12 protein-coding genes and 1 pseudogene are annotated in these 12,992 nt (G+C 54.2%); 9 read left to right on the forward strand and 4 right to left on the reverse strand.

The annotated features are described in order from the left end of the window. From MELB17_RS22120 to MELB17_RS22135, 4 genes are all read right to left on the reverse strand, one after another. Positions 1-1,991: diguanylate cyclase domain-containing protein (locus tag MELB17_RS22120; RefSeq protein WP_007352587.1), on the reverse strand; the 1,991-nt coding region annotated here is incomplete at its 3' end. A gap of 95 nt (positions 1,992-2,086) precedes the next feature. Beyond that, positions 2,087-2,818, reverse strand: coding sequence for an LrgB family protein (locus MELB17_RS22125; protein WP_007352588.1), 732 nt, complete (start codon positions 2,816-2,818; stop codon positions 2,087-2,089). Next, positions 2,811-3,179, reverse strand: coding sequence for a CidA/LrgA family protein (locus MELB17_RS22130; protein WP_007352589.1), 369 nt, complete (start codon positions 3,177-3,179; stop codon positions 2,811-2,813). Before MELB17_RS22130 ends, MELB17_RS22125 begins: the two co-directional genes overlap by 8 nt. 25 nt (positions 3,180-3,204) lie before the next feature. After that, positions 3,205-3,927, reverse strand: a complete 723-nt coding sequence (locus MELB17_RS22135) for an FCD domain-containing protein (RefSeq protein ID WP_227499010.1) — start codon at positions 3,925-3,927, stop codon at positions 3,205-3,207. A gap of 291 nt (positions 3,928-4,218) precedes the next feature. On the opposite strand from MELB17_RS22135, the gene dctP reads away from it, so the two are divergent. The 9 genes and pseudogenes from dctP to MELB17_RS24825 form a co-directional block, all read left to right on the forward strand. Continuing rightward, entirely contained in the window at positions 4,219-5,334 is a 1,116-nt protein-coding gene (gene dctP / locus MELB17_RS22140; RefSeq protein ID WP_007352591.1) for a TRAP transporter substrate-binding protein DctP, read from the forward strand. Positions 5,335-5,418: 84 nt separating this feature from the next. Next, positions 5,419-6,120 (forward strand): TRAP transporter small permease subunit, encoded by a 702-nt coding sequence (locus MELB17_RS22145; protein WP_007352592.1) that lies wholly within the window; start codon positions 5,419-5,421, stop codon positions 6,118-6,120. Beyond that, positions 6,120-7,664: a TRAP transporter large permease gene (locus MELB17_RS22150; protein ID WP_007352593.1), complete on the forward strand. Its 1,545-nt coding sequence runs from the start codon at positions 6,120-6,122 to the stop codon at positions 7,662-7,664. Before MELB17_RS22145 ends, MELB17_RS22150 begins: the two co-directional genes overlap by 1 nt. A 67-nt stretch (positions 7,665-7,731) precedes the next feature. Then, positions 7,732-8,157: a GlcG/HbpS family heme-binding protein gene (locus tag MELB17_RS22155; RefSeq protein WP_007352594.1), complete on the forward strand. Its 426-nt coding sequence runs from the start codon at positions 7,732-7,734 to the stop codon at positions 8,155-8,157. A 181-nt stretch (positions 8,158-8,338) separates the two neighbouring features. Beyond that, a complete protein-coding gene (locus MELB17_RS22160; protein WP_227499011.1) occupies positions 8,339-9,760 on the forward strand; it encodes an FAD-linked oxidase C-terminal domain-containing protein in 1,422 nt (473 codons plus the stop codon). After that, on the forward strand, positions 9,753-10,811 hold the full coding sequence (glcE, locus tag MELB17_RS22165; RefSeq protein WP_007352596.1) for a glycolate oxidase subunit GlcE: 1,059 nt from the start codon (positions 9,753-9,755) through the stop codon (positions 10,809-10,811). Before MELB17_RS22160 ends, glcE begins: the two co-directional genes overlap by 8 nt. A gap of 15 nt (positions 10,812-10,826) precedes the next feature. Next, a complete protein-coding gene (glcF, locus tag MELB17_RS22170) occupies positions 10,827-12,035 on the forward strand; it encodes a glycolate oxidase subunit GlcF (protein WP_007352597.1) in 1,209 nt (402 codons plus the stop codon). 66 nt (positions 12,036-12,101) lie between these two features. Next, positions 12,102-12,812, forward strand: a complete 711-nt coding sequence (gene csiR / locus MELB17_RS22175) for a DNA-binding transcriptional regulator CsiR (protein WP_007352598.1) — start codon at positions 12,102-12,104, stop codon at positions 12,810-12,812. A gap of 46 nt (positions 12,813-12,858) precedes the next feature. Then, a pseudogene (locus MELB17_RS24825) lies at positions 12,859-12,992 on the forward strand (lipocalin-like domain-containing protein); the annotation flags it as partial.

Below are 12,992 nucleotides of genomic sequence, written 5' to 3' on the forward strand. Positions count from 1 at the left end.
GATGAATACCCCGTGCCAAAGTTGTCGATTGATACCTGAATATTTGCATCTCGAAAATCGAATAATATCTTGTCGACACTGGCTCCGGATTCCACCAATATTCCTTCTGTAATCTCAACCGCAATGGCATCTCCTAGTAGCTCCAGCGTCTTTAGGTGTTCAAGCCAATTTTCTGCACTGAGAGCATCGTTTTTATATTGTACCGGCGAGGTATTAATACTAATTTGGAAGTTGGGTCGGAAGGAGGCGCGCCAGCGGGCTGCCTGCCGGCTGGCCTCATGGAACACCCAGTCGCCGATACCCAAGATCAATTTCGTCTCTTCTGCAATTGGAATAAACTCGGCCGGCCCGATTAAACCTCGGTCAGGATGGTTCCAGCGTAGAAGTGCCTCGGCTTTATAAACATCACCATTAATCAAGTCTACAATCGGCTGATAATAGAGTTGAAACTGATTTTCTGGCAAGGCAATGCGTAAATCACTAATCAAAGCCATGCGAGATACTGCGCTCTGCTGCATCCAGGGCGTAAAGTATTGGAATCTATTACCCCCGTTATTCTTCGCTGCGTACATTGCCTGGTCCGCATGTCTCAGTATTTCAACCGGATCAGAAGCATCTTGTGGATAAATTGTGATGCCGACACTTGTTGAAATATGGACAGTTTCTTGTCCCACCTTAAATGGTTCTGCCATTTTTTTAACCAAGTCGCTCGCTATCAGGTCAACTTGATCCGGGCTGTCTAGGCCGCCCACAATGATGACAAATTCGTCTCCTCCAAATCGAGCAAGAGTATCGATTTCTCGGAAATAGCTGCGTAGCCGTTTTGACACTTCCACCAAAAGCATGTCACCAAAATCGTGACCCTGTGTGTCATTGATATGTTTGAAAAGATCGAGGTCAAGGAATAAGAATGCGATACTTTTATTCGAACGATCAGCTACTTTAATGGCTTGCTCGAGTTTATCATTCGCCATTTTACGGTTAGCCAATCCGGTGAGTGAATCGTAATGCGCCTGCTGCCAAATAATCAGCTCCGATTGTTTTCGAACCGTTACATCGTCGCAGAGAGAAGCTATCGCAATCAGTTTGCCGTCGTCATCCAAGATCGGTGTGTTATACCACTCACAGTTAATCGTTCTGCCATCTTTAGTAACGTTATCGTTATTGCTTCGCTCTCCACCTTTTTTTTCCCATAACGCAGCAAAAACCTGACCAGCCTCAGCCGCTGCTTTCGAGTCAGCTTTCAGGATCAAATCTGTTGCATGTTCACCTATCGCTTCCTCGGCTGAGTATCCAAAAATCTCTTCGGCTATTTTGTTCCATTGTGTGACATAGAAATTTCTATCCCATGTTATAGCGGCTAAAGGAGTATTGTGCAGATGATGAGATAGTTTCAACTCGCTTTCTCTGAGTGCATGCTCCGTTTTCAGGCGATTTTCAACGTCTTTTAGCAACATGCCCAAGAGGGCAGTAGCGGGTGTGAAAGTAAGAACGAGTGGGATAGCAATCGTCGACATTACTCCAGCAACAACAGCAGCTGGCAGCTGGGTGAATATCAGTATCACAACAAGATGCACGAGCAGGCCAAATAACAAAAGCTGCCATACGTTAATTTTCGCCCAGCCTTTTTGAACACAGTGTCGGTAGCCTAAACCCATGCAGACGGATGCAATGATACCAGTGACACCCACATAGATACCGCCCCCACCGAGAAATAGGCGATATCCTCCTGCGATGACGGCTGCAATAATGGCTACGATTGGGCCACCAAAGAGACCCGATATACTCAGAACGACGGGTCGAGGATCAAAAATAACACCGGGGCTGAACTCTATAGGCGAAAACATGCCCACAACACAAATTCCGCCAAAAACAATGCCTGATAGCACTTTTTCAACGTGTTGCTTTTTATGCAAGAACCGAAAGATAAAACCGTGTAAAAAACTCAGTGACAATAGAAGCGCTAAGAGATTGATGAAGCCTATTATCATAATGAATCACACCGGGTTTTGTAGAGGCCATTCCATCTAGGCCAGGCTGCCATAACCTGACCGGTGTGGTGCTGGTATAAGAATGACGTAACGAGTCAGCCAAGTACACCGGTAATACTCAACAGCCATGGCAGAAAAACCGAGTAGAGGAAAGCCGACAGCGCCATCGCAAGACCAGAGAATGCGCCCATCTGGGCGCTTACCTGGAAAGCCCGCGCGGTGCCGATACCGTGGGACGTCATGCCCATAGCAATACCTTTCACACTGTCGTCTCGAATACCCATCAAATCGAATAGCTTGGAGCCGATAACGGCGCCAATAATACCGGTAACCACCACCAAAGCCGCTGTTAGCGAAGGCAGGCCTCCGATCTGTTCAGATATTGCCATACCTACCGGTGCCGTTACCGACTTAGGGGCCAGCGACAACTGGGTTTCAAGGCTGGCGCCCAGCAGTCGGGCAATGGCCACCGAGCTGAACGCACCAACGACCACCCCGGTTACCAGCGCCACGGTGACCGGCAGCCAGACCTGTTTCAGCTTGTTGAATTGCTGGTATAAAGGAATCGCCAGCGCCACGGTGGCGGGGCCCAGCAGGAAGTGAACAAACTGGGCGCCATCAAAATAATCATCGTATGACGTGTCCGTCGCCAGCAGAAACAGGATGAGTGCCGTAACCGACGTGACCACCGGGTTCAGTAAAGGGTTCAAACCCGAGCGAAGGTAAAGGCGGTGCGCCAGGCTGTAGGCCACCAAGGTCATGGTCAAGCCCAACAGGGGTGACGCAGACAGATAAACCCATATTCTGTTCAGGTCTGGTTCAGTCATGGTTCGGTTCTCGCCTGGCCGTCAGCCGGGTGACCCACTGCATCACCAGAGCGGTGACCGCCATGGTGATAATGGTGCTGAGTAGCAGGGTGACACTGATTGGCAACCACTCGTTGCCAAGGCGATTGAAGTGAACAATAAGCCCCACCCCGGCTGGCACGAACAGCAGCGAAAGGTGGCCCAGAAGGGCAGTAGACGCAGGCTCAACGGCCTTGGCCATCTGGCCCCGTATCATCAACGTTATAAACAGCATGACCATGCCCATCACCGGACCAGGCACCGGCAACCCCAGCAACCGAACACTCACTTCGCCTGCCAGCTGGTAAATCAGTAGCAGAGTGATTCCATTAATTAACTGCATTAAATGTCATCCAGGAATATCAGAATTAGCGAGCGGTGGATGGCGTGATAGAAGATCGGATCAGCCCATTCTCCTGCGTTTCAATGGCTCTGAGCGCTTCAGCAACATGAGCCACATGCGCCATAGCAGCCTTTTGAGCCCAGTTGGCTTGCCGGCTGATGACAGAATGGTAGATCTGGCGGTGATGTTTGTCGATCTGCTGCTTGAATGCATCCCGGTGGCTAAGATTGGCCACCGACGCCCGCACCGAGTTCAACATAAGGTCTTTCAAGCTGTTGAGCACGTGAATCAGCACCGGGTTATGGCAAGCATTTACAATGGCCCGATGAAAGGCATGGTCAAGGTCCGCATTGGTGAGCGGGTCGGCTTTCTCCATTGTTTCGAAGGCTTTGGTAATTTGATACTGGTCTTTTTCTGTAGCGCGTTCTGCCGCCAGATACGCGGCCTTCCCCTCCAGTTCCTGTCGCACCTCAAACAGATCATAAAGGGTGCGGGAGTGCTCCATGAACATCTGCATCAAGGGGCTGTTCCCCTCGGGCTCTGGCACCATGTGCGACACGAAGGAACCTTTGCCATGCTGTGTTCGAATGATGCCCCTGCCCTGAAGCTCATGAAGGGCTTCCCGAACGATGGCGCGAGAAACCCCAAAACGGCTTGCCAACTGCCGTTCGGAGGGAATCATCTGCCCCGGCGCAAAACTGCCGTCGAGAATCAGTTGTTCAAGGCGGTACGCGACCGCCCGCGACATGGGAATGGGTTTTTCCTGCATCACTGAAATCAACTGGTCAGACCAGCTCTCCATAAAAAAAGTTTAGGTTAGCGGATAGCGCGCCTGTCAAAGAATATGGCGGATGCCTGCGTGCCTGTCTACAAAAACTGGTCTGACCAGCAAGTAAAGCGCTGGACTTGAATGCTGCTTCGAATCGAACATTAGGCTACAGTCACCTTGTAAAGCGTTGCATCTGCGAGTAACTCGTTCGGTGCCAATCGCACAGAGTGGTATAAACAACAACAAAGCCCTGCATCTGGAGTTTCTACGATGACTGACATCACCTACAAGATCGAGAACAAAGGCTCGGCGCGTCGCCGCGGCTTCCTGAAAACCCTCGCGGTGTCCACCGCCATAAGCGCAACACTGCTCGCCAGCAGCGTTCAGGCAGCGACTACCTGGAAAATCCAGTCCGTTTGGGACGCCGGCACGGTCGGTTACGAGCTGTTCAAAGAATGGTGTGACGGCATGGAAGAGAAAACGGGCGGTGAGCTCAAGTTCACTTGTTTCCCTGCCAAAGCGGTCGCAGCCGACAATAACGGCCTGTTCGACGCCGTGCGTAACGGCGTATTGCAGGGCATGAACCCGTTTACCCTGTATTGGTCGGGCAAAATTCCAGCGTCGGTATTCCTGTCGTCTTATCCGGCCGGCCCCGATCAGCCACACCAGTGGGACACCATGTTCTATTCCCTGGGCATGCTGGAAAAAACCCGTGAAATCTATAAGAAATTTGGCCTGTTCTACGTCGGACCGATTCAGCACGACGCCAACATTATTCACTCCAAGCAGCCGATTAACAGTCTTGCCGATCTGAAGGGTCTGAAAATGCGCCTGCCCGGCGGCATGGTGGCAGAAGTGTTCGCCGAATTCGGCGTGGCAGCGGTCAGCCTACCCGGCTCCGACATCTTCCCGGCGCTGGAGAAAGGCACCATAGACGCCGCTGACTATGTAGGGCCAGCCGTAAACTGGGAACTGGGCTTTTCTCAGGTTACCAAATACATTCTTATGGGACCTCCCGGCGTTATGTCAGTCTACCAACCGGTTGACCTGATGGACCTGACCGTTAACCTGCGAGCCTGGAACGCACTGGATCCCAAGCTGCAGCAAACGGTGGAAGACGAAGTTCGTATCTATTCCCAGAAACACTACCTGGCTATCCAAAAGCGCAACATTGAGGCGATGGAAAAGTTCAAGGCAGCGGGTACCACAGTTACCCGCCTGAGCCAGGAAGACCTGCAGGAATTCCGTCGTGCCGCGATTCCGGTCTGGTATCGCTGGGCTGACAAGAACGAAGACGCCCGCGAAATCTTCGACATGCAGCTCAAGTACATGATGAACGACACCGTTGGTTACATCACTGAGGAAGACATCAAGGGCATGAAGTAACACCCTTAGCGTCCAATTCAGGGAGAGCATTTGCTCTCCCTTTTTTCCATTACAACATCTGGGTATAACCAGAGGTAGTTCATTATGTCTGACCTGGAAGGCTTTGGCTTTGTAATGCCCCACTGGCTGTATTGGGGCTGGCTTGCGTTTATGCCGCTTATAATGATTGCACTGGGTCGTTGGCGCGATACCGACCCACAACCAGCGACAGAACCGGAAATTCCGGTTGGAGGGGAACTCCAGGAACATCCTTCCGCATCTGCCTACCGGCCCTCAGACGAGAGCCTGCTCACTCGTGCCATAGACTGGATGAGTGACAAAACCGGTCTGTTCATTTCGTTCTGGACCGTTAACGCGGTGTGCTTCTATTTCTTCGAAGTTATCATGCGTTACATCTTCAATACCCCGACCATTTGGGTGCATGAGGCCAGCTATCTGCTGCTGGGCATGCAATACCTTCTGGCGGGCGGCTTTGCCCTGTTGCATGGCTCCCATGTGCGGGTAGACGTGGTCTACAACTATTTGCCCGTGCGCGGCCGAGTGGGCATGGATATTTTCACCTCCGTGTTCTTCTTCATGTTTGCGTTGGTGCTGGTACTGACCTCCTGGACCTACTTCACCAACGCTTACTCCATGGGCGAAACCACCGTTGAAACCTGGGGTATCCAGTATTGGCCGGTCAAGGGCGTCATGCTGCTAGGTTCGGTGCTGATTCTACTGGCCGGTATTTCAAAACTGCTGAAAGACATTTCAGTCTTCATTCGTCTTGGTCGGGAGGCATCTTAATGTCCACTCAAGCTGCCAACGCCAACCCCGCACCGAAGAACCCTCTTATCGGTAAGCTGGGCACCTGGCTGATGATCCTGGCGACTGTCGGGATCGGCTTTGTTATTTGTGTCGAAATGATCAACATCCTGTTTTTCGACCCATACAGTGATGAGTTTTTTCTGTTCCGCCTTGCCGGGAGCCTGGCCAGTGTTGAAATCGGGCCACTGACTTATTTGATGTTTGGCTCGCTGATGGTTGCCCTGATGATGGGCCTGCCACTGGCGTTTGTAACCGGCGGCCTGGGCGTGATGTTTGTGTATCTGGTTGGCGACACGGCAATGCTTAACATTGTGCCAAGCCGCATCTTTCCGATGATGACCAACTCTGACCTGGCGGCCATTCCTCTGTTCATCTTCATGGCCTCTATGCTGGAACGAGCCGGGCTGATCGAGGAAATGTTCAGCGTGGTCTATAAATGGATGGGCGGCCTCAGTGGCGGCCTTGCGGTAGCCACCATTTTGGCCTCTACCATTCTGGCCGCGATGGTCGGTGTTATCGGTGCCGCGGTGGTTACCATGGGCATCATTGCTCTGCCTGCCATGCTGAAACGCGGTTACGATCAGAAGATCGCACTGGGTTCAATCATGGCTGGCGGCACGCTGGGCATTCTGATTCCGCCTTCAATCCTGGCCATTCTCTATGCCGTGGTCGCTCAGCAATCCGTGGGCGAACTCTACTTAGGCTCGATCATACCGGGCCTAATGCTGGCAACGACCTACATCACCTATGTACTGATCCGCAGCTGGCTTAATCCAAAGCTCGGGCCACCTGTGCCGTTGGAAGAGCGGGTTTCCATGGGTGAAAAACTGCGCCTGCTGAAAAGCTTGATTGCGCCGCTGGTGCTGGTGTTTCTGGTGCTGGGCTTATTGTTTGGCGGTGTGGCAACACCGGTGGAAGCGGCGGGTATTGGCTCATTTGGCGCCATGATTGTGGCCTGGAAACACGGCGCACTGTCTATTGCTGCACTGCGAGATGCATCTGTTACCACCACCAAAGCCTCTGCCATGGTGCTGTGGATCATGTTCGGCGCCTCAGTGTTTGTAGGCTTCTACATCCTGCAAGGTGGCCAGGTGTTCATCACTGAAACCATTCTTGGCATTGGCCTGTCTCCGTACGCTGTGTTGTTCCTGCTGATGCTGCTGCTGGTGGTTCTGGGCATGTTCCTGGACTGGGTGGGTATACTTTTGCTGGCCGTGCCGATCTTTATTCCGATTGTTGAAGCACTGACTTTCGACGGTCTGTTCGGCTTCCCCGGCATTGACGGCTCAGACGTGGTGCTCTGGTTCGGGGTGTTATATCTGGTGAATATGCAGATGTCGTTCCTGAGTCCGCCCTTTGGGTATGCGCTCTTCTATATCCGCGGGGTGTGCCCCCCGGAAATCTCGATGGCAACCATCTTCCGGTCAGCACTGGTGTTCCTGGGGCTGCAGGCACTGGGTCTGTTCCTGTGTGTAGTCTTCCCGGCCATCGTCACCTATCTGCCGAATCTGGTTTACGGTTGACGGCTGGCACCTGAGAAAATCAAGGCCGCTAATAGCGGCCAACTTAACCGCTTAAGGAGAATACAAAATGATCACATTGAAAAGACTGGACCAGCAAGACGCCCGCCTGTTGATCGAAGGCGCCGCCGCCAAGGCTCGGGAAATCGGCATCCCGATGTGCATCGCCATCACCGACGAGTCCGGTAACCTGATCGCTTTTGAGCGTATGGATGGCGGCAAAATCAGCAGTGTCATCGTCGCTCAAGACAAAGCTTACACCGCTGCCGCTGCCCGCAAGGCAACCCACGATTACAACGCCGCCTGCGTACCCGGCAATCTGGTGTTCGGTATTCATACCTCGCAGGGTGGGCGCTTGTGCGTGGTCGGTGGCGGTCTGCCTGTTGTTGTAGATGGCGAAGTGGTCGGCGGCATTGGCCTAAGCTCCGGTACACCGCAACAGGATATGGATTGTGCCCAGGCCGGTATTGATCACCTTAATGCTGGTCGCGCGTAGTATGTCATTGCTAGCAGCACTTCACTGTTAACCGCACTTTACGGTGAGCAGGACGTAGATATAAAGAGAACTGCCCCGTAAACAGGACTGCCCCACACAGGGCCGGAGTCGCGTAATGAACACTGACAGCAAACCGTTAAACACGGCCGCCAGCAAGCCTGGCAAAACCGAGTTGGCAGAGATGTTTCGGAAATTCATTGATCCACAATTCGTCATTACCGACGAAGAGACGCTCAAGCCCTACGAGTGTGACGGCCTGTCAGTGTATTGCGTTATGCCGCTGCTGGTGCTGTTGCCAGAGACCGTTGAGCAAGTGCAACAGGTAATGCGCCTGTGCCACCAGTACAGGATTCCGGTGGTTGCCCGCGGCGCAGGCACCGGCCTGAGTGCGGGCGCCATGCCCGACGCCGGCGGCGTGGTTTTGTCGCTGGCCAAGTTCAACCGCATTCTGCATATCGATCCGCTCGCGCGCTCGGCCCGCCTGCAATCCGGTGTACGTAACCTGGCCATCAGTGAAGCCGCCGCCGACTATGGTCTCTACTACGGTCCAGACCCATCCTCCCAGATCGCCTGCACCATCGGCGGCAATGTGGGTGAAAACTCCGGCGGTGTACATTGCCTTAAATACGGGCTTACCACCCACAACATTCTAAGCGTCGAGATGGTTACCGTAGACGGTGAGCGTGTGGTGATCGGCAGCGATGGCCTGGACAGCTGTAGCATGGACCTGCTGGCGCTGATTACCGGGTCTGAAGGCCTGCTGGGTATCATCACCGAAGTACAGGTAAAACTGCTGCCAACCCCGGAAATTGCGCGGGTTATTATGGCTGGATTTGGCACAGTTGATGAAGCCGGCGCGGCCGTCGGCGGCATTATTGCCCAGGGTATCATCCCCGCCGGGCTGGAAATGATGGACAGCCATGCCATCATAGCCGTGGAAGCCTTTACCGGCGCGGGCTACCCGGTGGAAGCCGCCGCCCTGCTGCTGTGCGAGGTAGACGGTACCAAGGAAGAAGTACAGGAGCACATCGAAAAAGCCGAAGCCCTGTTCCGGGATTTTGGCGCCACCTCCATTCGTACCTCAAAAGACGATGCCGAACGGGCTCTACTCTGGAAAGGCCGCAAGAACGCTTTTCCTGCCATGGGCCGGATTTCTCCGGACTACTACTGCATGGACGGCACTATTCCCAGGGCGCACCTCGGTCAAGTACTGAACGAGATGCAAGACATGTCAAAGCGATTTGGCCTGCGCGTCGCCAACGTATTCCACGCCGGTGACGGCAACCTGCACCCGCTGATCCTGTTTGATGCCAATAAAGAGGGCGAACTGGAGCGCGCAGAAGCTTTCGGCAGCGACATCCTCGAGCTCTGCGTTAAGGTGGGCGGCTGCATTACCGGCGAACACGGCGTTGGCGTGGAGAAAATTCGCCAGATGCCCATGCAGTTTACTGACCCCGAAATTGAGCAGCTCAATGCCGTCAAAAGCGCCTTCGATCCCCAGGGGACCTTGAACCCGGGCAAGGGTGTGCCCACCCTGCGCAATTGTCAGGAATACCGAGCCATTAACGCCAAACCACAGGCCCCGGAAGTGCAGCATGCCTGACATCACCAAGCACCTTCAGCAACAGATCAACGAAGCCCGTAACCAGGGCCACAAACTGGCCATCGTGGGCGCTGGCAGCAAGCAGTTTATGGGTCGCAAGATCAACGCCGAGCAACTGGACGTTGGCGGCCATAGCGGCATTGTTGACTACCAGCCGTTGGAGTTGGTTTTAACCGTCCGCGCCGGCACGCCGCTGAGCGAAATCGAAACCGCGCTGGCGGAGAAAAACCAGATGTTGTCGTTCGAGCCGCCGTACTTTGGCGACCGCTCCACCATCGGTGGCACCCTGGCCTGCAACCAGTCCGGCCCGGGCCGCCCCTGGTGGAGCTCGGTGCGTGACCAAGTGCTAGGCGTCAACCTGATTAACGGTAAGGGCGAAAAGCTGCGTTTTGGCGGACAGGTGATGAAAAACGTCGCGGGCTACGACGTCTCACGCACCCAGGCAGGCGCCATGGGCACGCTTGGCGTCATGACAGAAATCAGCCTCAAGGTTTTACCGAGACCGGCAATCACCATGACCCTGTCACGGAAAATGGAACACTCCGAAGCCATACGCTTTATGAACGCCCGAGCCGCCGAACCCAAGCCTTTATCCGGCGCCTGCTGGCTTGATGGTACGCTGTATTTACGACTGTCCGGCGCCCATTCTGCGGTGGAAGCCACGGCCAAGCACTGGGATATACCGGTAATGGCAGACGGCGACACCTTCTGGCAGCAATTGCGCAACCAGCAGTTAGAATTCTTTGCGGGCGAACAGCCGCTGTGGCGCTTCTCCATAAACTCCACCGCGGCAACGCCACCGTTAAAAGGCCCCTGGCTTCTGGACTGGGCTGGCTCCCAGCGCTGGTACCGAGGCGATAGCGAAATGGCGACCATGGAAGCCCTTGCCGAGAAAGCCGGCGGACAGGTCAGCCTGTATCGCGGCGGTGACCGCACCGGCGAAGTCATGCACCACCAGCAGCCCGCCCTGCAAGCCATCCAGAAACGACTGAAACATTCCTTTGATCCTGACGCCCTTTTCAATCCCGGGCGGCTCTACAGCTGGTTGTAACCTAGCAGGTGCTCAATGAAGACCAACCTTGTTGCTGAATTTCAGAACACTGCGGAAGGCCTGGAAGCCGAATCCATATTGCAGGCATGCGTCCATTGCGGTTTTTGCACCGCAACCTGCCCGACCTACCAGGAACTCAATGACGAGCGTGACGGCCCTCGGGGTCGCATCTACCTGATTAAGGAAATGCTGGAAGGTGCTGAAGTCACCAGCAAAACCCGGGATCACCTGGACCGCTGCCTGACCTGCCGCGCCTGCGAAACCACCTGCCCCTCCGGTGTTCAATACGGCCGCTTGGTGGACATTGGCCGTGGCGTAATTGAGGAAAAGCTTGAACGCCCGCGTAACGAGCGGTTAATGCGGCTGGCATTGCGCAAAATATTGCCGTACAGCAGCCGGTTCGGGCCGCTGCTGGCGCTTGGGCAAACGTTCAGGCCCCTACTGCCAGAAGCACTTAAAGCCAAGGTGCCGCCGCGACGCAAAGCCTCACCCTGGCCCACGGCCAACCACCCTCGGGTGATGATGGGATTGGCCGGTTGCGCGCAATCCTCCGCTGCCCCCACTACCAATGCGTCAACGGCGCGGGTGCTGGACAAGCTTGGAATTACTCTGGTAGAGGCTCCGAAAGCCGGATGTTGCGGTGCCGTCAGTTATCACCTGTCGGCCCATGAGGAAGGTTTAAACTTCATGCGCAACAACATCGACGCCTGGTGGCCCGCCATTGAAGCCGGAGCCGAGGCCATTGTGATGACCGCCTCTGGCTGTGGCGCCATGGTGCAAGACTACGGCCACCTGCTTCGCGACGACCCGGTGTACGCCCAAAAAGCCAAGCGCGTCAGTGAACTGATGAAAGACATCAGTGAAGTATTGCTGGCCGAAGACCTGGGCAAACTTGATCTGCAGCCATCCACCGACAAAATAGCCTTCCACTGCCCCTGCACCCTACAGCACGCAATGCAGAAAAATGGCCTGGTAGAACAGGTGCTGACCAAAGTCGGTTTTGACTTGGCCAAAACCAAAGACAAACACCTGTGCTGTGGTTCCGCAGGCACCTACTCCATCATGCAGCCGGAAATGAGTCAGAAGCTGTTGAAGAACAAACTCGAGGCGCTGACCCTGGACCAACCTGACCGCATCGTAACCGCCAATATTGGCTGCCAGCTCCACCTCGAAACCAAGGCGCAGGTACCGGTGCAGCATTGGGTGGAACTGCTGGACCGGTGAGCCCACTCCATTGCTTTCAATCTAATTATGTTATGATTCGATTGAAATTTTCCGAACCTGTTAACCATGAATCCTAAAACACACCAAGAAGAGCTGGCGGATATCAGAGAGAACCTCGGTGTCCGCGCTTACAAGCTGCTAAAGAATGACATTATTAGGGGTCAGTTCCGCCCCGACGAGAAGCTACGCATGAGCATCTTGAAAGAGCGCTACGACCTCGGCATCGGGCCGCTACGTGAAGCCTTGTCGCAATTGGTAGCCGAGCAATTAGTCGTGGCCATCAGTCAGAGAGGCTATCGCGTTTCTCCTATGTCGCTTGCAGAATTGCATGATATTTACGATGCGCGTGCAGAGCTGGAAGCCATGATGCTTGGCCTGGCGATTGAACGGGGTGATGACAACTGGGAAGCGGAGATATTGGCCCGAAACTATCAGCTCGCCAAAGTGAGTGAAGCCCATACACCCGACTCACTGCTGGAAATATGGGATGCCCGCCATAGCCAGTTCCATATCGCTCTGGTTTGCGGTTGCCGTTCTCCTCAGCTAATGAAAGTGCGCGATGGACTCTTTGATAAAGTTCAGCGATATCGTCATGTCTGGCTGAAAGAAACCGTTTTTTCCAGCGAAGCCCTAGATCAAAAGCGCAAAGAGCACGCTGCGCTGGTGGAAGTTACTCTTGCCCGCCGCAAAGACGAGGCCGAGAAGATGATGCGCGAACACCTGATGACGCCTGTGCCGATTATTACTGCCGTCATGCAACAGCAAGGAACTGCCTGAAAACAGCATTCTGCAATAACGGCCCGTTAAAAATAAAAAGGGGGAGAATCTGTTGTTGCTAGTTCATGGTGAGCCGGTGGCCCATGGCGATCAAGGCTTCAGCGCGAAGTCCGCAAGCGGCGAGGGCTCAATGTATTTTAGCCTGGTCGACATCGCTATCAGGGGTGAGCTGACCCTTAA

This window comes from Marinobacter sp. ELB17, assembly GCF_000169375.1.
GTDB lineage: Bacteria > Pseudomonadota > Gammaproteobacteria > Pseudomonadales > Oleiphilaceae > Marinobacter.

Bases quoted from the DNA above. Each gene is read 5' to 3' on its own strand.
- MELB17_RS22125 (WP_007352588.1), bottom strand. From the start codon at position 2,818: ATGACTGAACCAGACCTGAACAGAATATGGGTTTATCTGTCTGCGTCA.
- MELB17_RS22130 (WP_007352589.1), bottom strand. From the start codon at position 3,179: ATGCAGTTAATTAATGGAATCACTCTGCTACTGATTTACCAGCTGGCA.
- MELB17_RS22135 (WP_227499010.1), bottom strand. From the start codon at position 3,927: ATGTCGCGGGCGGTCGCGTACCGCCTTGAACAACTGATTCTCGACGGC.
- dctP (WP_007352591.1), top strand. From the start codon at position 4,219: ATGACTGACATCACCTACAAGATCGAGAACAAAGGCTCGGCGCGTCGC.
- MELB17_RS22145 (WP_007352592.1), top strand. From the start codon at position 5,419: ATGTCTGACCTGGAAGGCTTTGGCTTTGTAATGCCCCACTGGCTGTAT.
- MELB17_RS22150 (WP_007352593.1), top strand. From the start codon at position 6,120: ATGTCCACTCAAGCTGCCAACGCCAACCCCGCACCGAAGAACCCTCTT.
- MELB17_RS22155 (WP_007352594.1), top strand. From the start codon at position 7,732: ATGATCACATTGAAAAGACTGGACCAGCAAGACGCCCGCCTGTTGATC.
- MELB17_RS22160 (WP_227499011.1), top strand. From the start codon at position 8,339: ATGTTTCGGAAATTCATTGATCCACAATTCGTCATTACCGACGAAGAG.
- glcE (WP_007352596.1), top strand. From the start codon at position 9,753: ATGCCTGACATCACCAAGCACCTTCAGCAACAGATCAACGAAGCCCGT.
- glcF (WP_007352597.1), top strand. From the start codon at position 10,827: ATGAAGACCAACCTTGTTGCTGAATTTCAGAACACTGCGGAAGGCCTG.
- csiR (WP_007352598.1), top strand. From the start codon at position 12,102: ATGAATCCTAAAACACACCAAGAAGAGCTGGCGGATATCAGAGAGAAC.